The following is a 3,062-nucleotide window of genomic DNA, read 5'->3' on the forward strand; positions in this document are numbered from 1 at the left end:
GTGGTGCGGGCGGCGCGGCAGGTGCCGGAGGCGGCCAGGCGCTCGGCGACGACGCGGGCGGTGGCGGCGCCGGGGGCGCGGAAGGCGCAGGTGGGGCCGGAGCCGGAGACCAGGCCCGCGAGGGCGCCCGCCGCGCGTCCGGCGGCGAGGGTGTCGGCGAGGGCGGGGCGGAGGGAGAGGGCGGCGGGCTGGAGGTCGTTGGCGGCGGGGAGGCGGGCGGCGAGGGCGGCGGCGTCGCCGGCGCGCAGGGCGTCGAGGACGGCGGGGTCGGGGCGGGGCTCCGCGACCGCCTGGCCCGCCTCGCCTGCCGCTTCGCGGAGGCGGTCGCACTCGCGGTAGACGGCCGGGGTGGACAGGCCGCCGTCGGCGAGGGCGAAGACCCAGTGGAAGGTGCCGGTGACGGGCAGCGGGGTGAGGCGTTCGCCGCGGCCGGTGCCGAGGGCGGCGCCGCCGAGGAGGGAGAACGGCACGTCGGAGCCGAGGCGGGCGGCGAGCTCGTGGAGGGCGGCGGGCGGGGTGGCGGTGCCCCACAGCGCGTCGCAGGCCAGCAGCGCCCCGGCGGCGTCGGCGCTGCCGCCCGCCATGCCGCCGGCGACGGGGATGTCCTTGGCGATGTGGAGGCGGACGTCGGGGGCGGGGCGGCCGTGGTGGGCGGCGAGCAGCTCGGCGGCGCGGGCGGCCAGGTTGGTGCGGTCGAGGGGGACCTGCTCGGCGCCGGGCCCCTCACAGGTGAGGCTCACGCCGGCGCCGGGGGCCGCCGGGGTGGCGGTGACGTGGTCGTGGAGGGCGACGGCGAGGAAGACGTTGGCCAGGTCGTGGAAGCCGTCGGGGCGGGGCGGGCCCACGGCGAGCTGGACGTTGACCTTGGCGGGGACGCGGACGGTGACGGCGTTCCGGGGGTTCACGGCGTTCACGGCGATGTTTCTACCTCGGGCGGGCCTCGGCGAGGCGGGCGAAGTCTTCGATGGTGAGGGTCTCGCCCCGGGCCTGCGGGGAGACCCCGGCGGCGGCGCAGGCGGCCTCGGCGGCGGCCGGGGAGCCCGCCCAGGGGGCGAGGGCGGCGCGCAGCGTCTTGCGACGCTGGGCGAAGGCGGCGTCCACGACGGCGAAGACGTCCTCGCGGGCGGCGGTGGTGCGGGGCGGCTCGCGGCGGGTGAGGGCGACGAGGCCGGAGTCGACGTTCGGCGCGGGCCAGAAGACGGTCCGGCCGACGGATCCGGCGCGGCGCGCGTGGGCGTACCAGGCGGCCTTGACGGACGGTACGCCGTAGGTGCGGGTGCCGGGCGGCGCGGCGAGGCGGTCGGCGACCTCGGACTGGACCATCACCAGGGCGCGCTGGAGGCTGGGGAAGCCGGCCAGGAGGTGGAGCAGCACGGGGACGGCGACGTTGTAGGGGAGGTTGGCGACGAGGACGCGCGGGGGCGGGCCGGGCAGCGCGTCGGGGGTCAGGCGGAGGGCGTCGGCGTGGACGAGGGTGAAGCGGTCGGCGCGCTCGGGCATGCGGGCGGCGACGGTGGCGGGCAGGGCGGCGGCGAGGGTGTCGTCGATCTCGACGGCGGTCAGGTGCGCGGCGCGGGCCAGCAGGGCGAGGGTGAGCGAGCCGAGGCCGGGGCCGACCTCCAGGACGGTGTCGTCCTCGCCGATCTCGGCGGCGCGGGCGATGCGGCGGATGGTGTTGGCGTCGATGACGAAGTTCTGGCCGAGCTGCTTGGTGGGCGTCAGGCGCAGCGCGGCGGCCAGCTCGCGGACGTCGGACGGGCCCAGGAGGCGTTCGTTGTCCGTGTCCGTCACGCGAACGCCCTGGCGGTGTTGTCGGCGACGTGGCGGGCCAGCTCCTCCTCGGGCAGGCCCTTGACCTCGGCCATGGCGCGCAGCGTGACGGGGATGAGGTAGGGGGCGTTGGGGCGGCCGCGGAAGGGGGCCGGGGTGAGGAAGGGGGCGTCGGTCTCCACCAGCAGCAGCTCGGGCGGGGCGGCGGCCAGGGCGGCGCGCAGCGGCTGCGCGGTGGAGAAGGTGATGTTGCCCGCGAAGGACATGAAGTACCCGGCGGCGGCGCACGTCTCCGCCATGTCCGCGTCGCCGGAGAAGCAGTGGAAGACGGTGCGGGGCGGGGCGCCCTCCTCGGCGAGGACGCGCAGCACGTCGCCGTGGGCGTCGCGGTCGTGGATGACGAGGGTCTTGTCGAGCTCCTTGGCGAGGCGGATGTGCGCGCGGAAGGACGACTGCTGGGCGGCGACGCCCTCCGGGCCGGTGCGGTAGTAGTCCAGGCCCGTCTCGCCGATGGCCTTCACCTCGGGGCGGCGGGCGAGCTCGAAGATCTCGGCGAGGTGGTCGTCCAGGGTGTCGGTGCCGTGCTCCAGCGCCAGGCGGGCCGCCTCGTTGGGGTGGAGCGCGACGGCGGCCCACACGGCCTCGTGCTTCGCGGCGGTCTCGGCGGCCCAGCGGGCGCGCGGCAGGTCGCAGCCGATCTGCACGACGCGGGTGACGCCGACGGCGGCGGCGCGCTCCAGGGCCTCCCTGACGGTGGCGCCCGTCCGGTCCTGCTGCATGTCGAGGTGGGTGTGGGAGTCGGCGACGGGCACGGCCAGCGGCGGGGGCGGCGGGGGCGGCACCGATTCCAGGGACCTGGCCTTGGCGGACTTGGGCATGGCGTCGATCCTAGGGGCCCGCGTGCGGTGGCTAGGCCATGCGGTCGCCCGCCACCCCCATGGCGCCCCAGGCGCGCTGGGCCGCGGCGACCAGGCCCGATCGGATGACGCGGAGGCGGTGGCCGTCGCAGTTGGGGCAGGTCGGGTGGCTGAGGGGGGAGCGGACGCGGCGGCCGCCCGCGTAGTAGAGGACGAGCGGTGGGCCGTGGGGGGCGGCGGGGTCGGGGCGGTGCTCGATCTCGTACGACTGCTCCCAGCCGTGGCCGCAGCTCAGGCAGGCGAAGGCGTAGTCCTCGTGGACGGTGGTGCGGGTGCTGTCGGTCATCGCGGGTCCCCTCCGGGAGGTGGGGCCGATTTGCCGGATATGTGTGCGACAGCACCAGTCTAGGCCGAGGTCGGGGAGGGGTGGGGTGG

The 3,062-nt window shown here is 77.4% G+C and carries 4 protein-coding genes; all 4 read right to left on the minus strand.

Translation table 11 applies throughout. The features are described 5' to 3' along the window. On the minus strand, positions 1–905 hold a 905-nt coding region (locus ACTWQH_RS32590; protein WP_443290428.1), incomplete at its 3' end, for a 4-(cytidine 5'-diphospho)-2-C-methyl-D-erythritol kinase. Positions 906–924: 19 nt separating this feature from the next. Beyond that, complete coding sequence (gene rsmA, locus ACTWQH_RS32595) at positions 925–1,791, minus strand: 16S rRNA (adenine(1518)-N(6)/adenine(1519)-N(6))-dimethyltransferase RsmA (protein ID WP_443290425.1); 867 nt, start codon at positions 1,789–1,791, stop codon at positions 925–927. Beyond that, positions 1,788–2,648 (minus strand): TatD family hydrolase, encoded by an 861-nt coding sequence (locus ACTWQH_RS32600; protein WP_443290426.1) that lies wholly within the window; start codon positions 2,646–2,648, stop codon positions 1,788–1,790. The genes rsmA and ACTWQH_RS32600 overlap by 4 nt, the downstream gene beginning before the upstream one ends. 31 nt (positions 2,649–2,679) lie before the next feature. Beyond that, positions 2,680–2,973 carry a hypothetical protein gene (locus ACTWQH_RS32605; RefSeq protein WP_443290427.1) on the minus strand — a complete coding sequence of 98 codons (294 nt, stop codon included), beginning with the start codon at positions 2,971–2,973 and terminating at the stop codon, positions 2,680–2,682. Positions 2,974–3,062: the final 89 nt, after the last annotated feature.

Origin of the sequence: Streptomyces sp. 6N223 (assembly GCF_052246635.1) — a bacterium.
Taxonomy (GTDB): Bacteria; Actinomycetota; Actinomycetes; order Streptomycetales; family Streptomycetaceae; genus Streptomyces.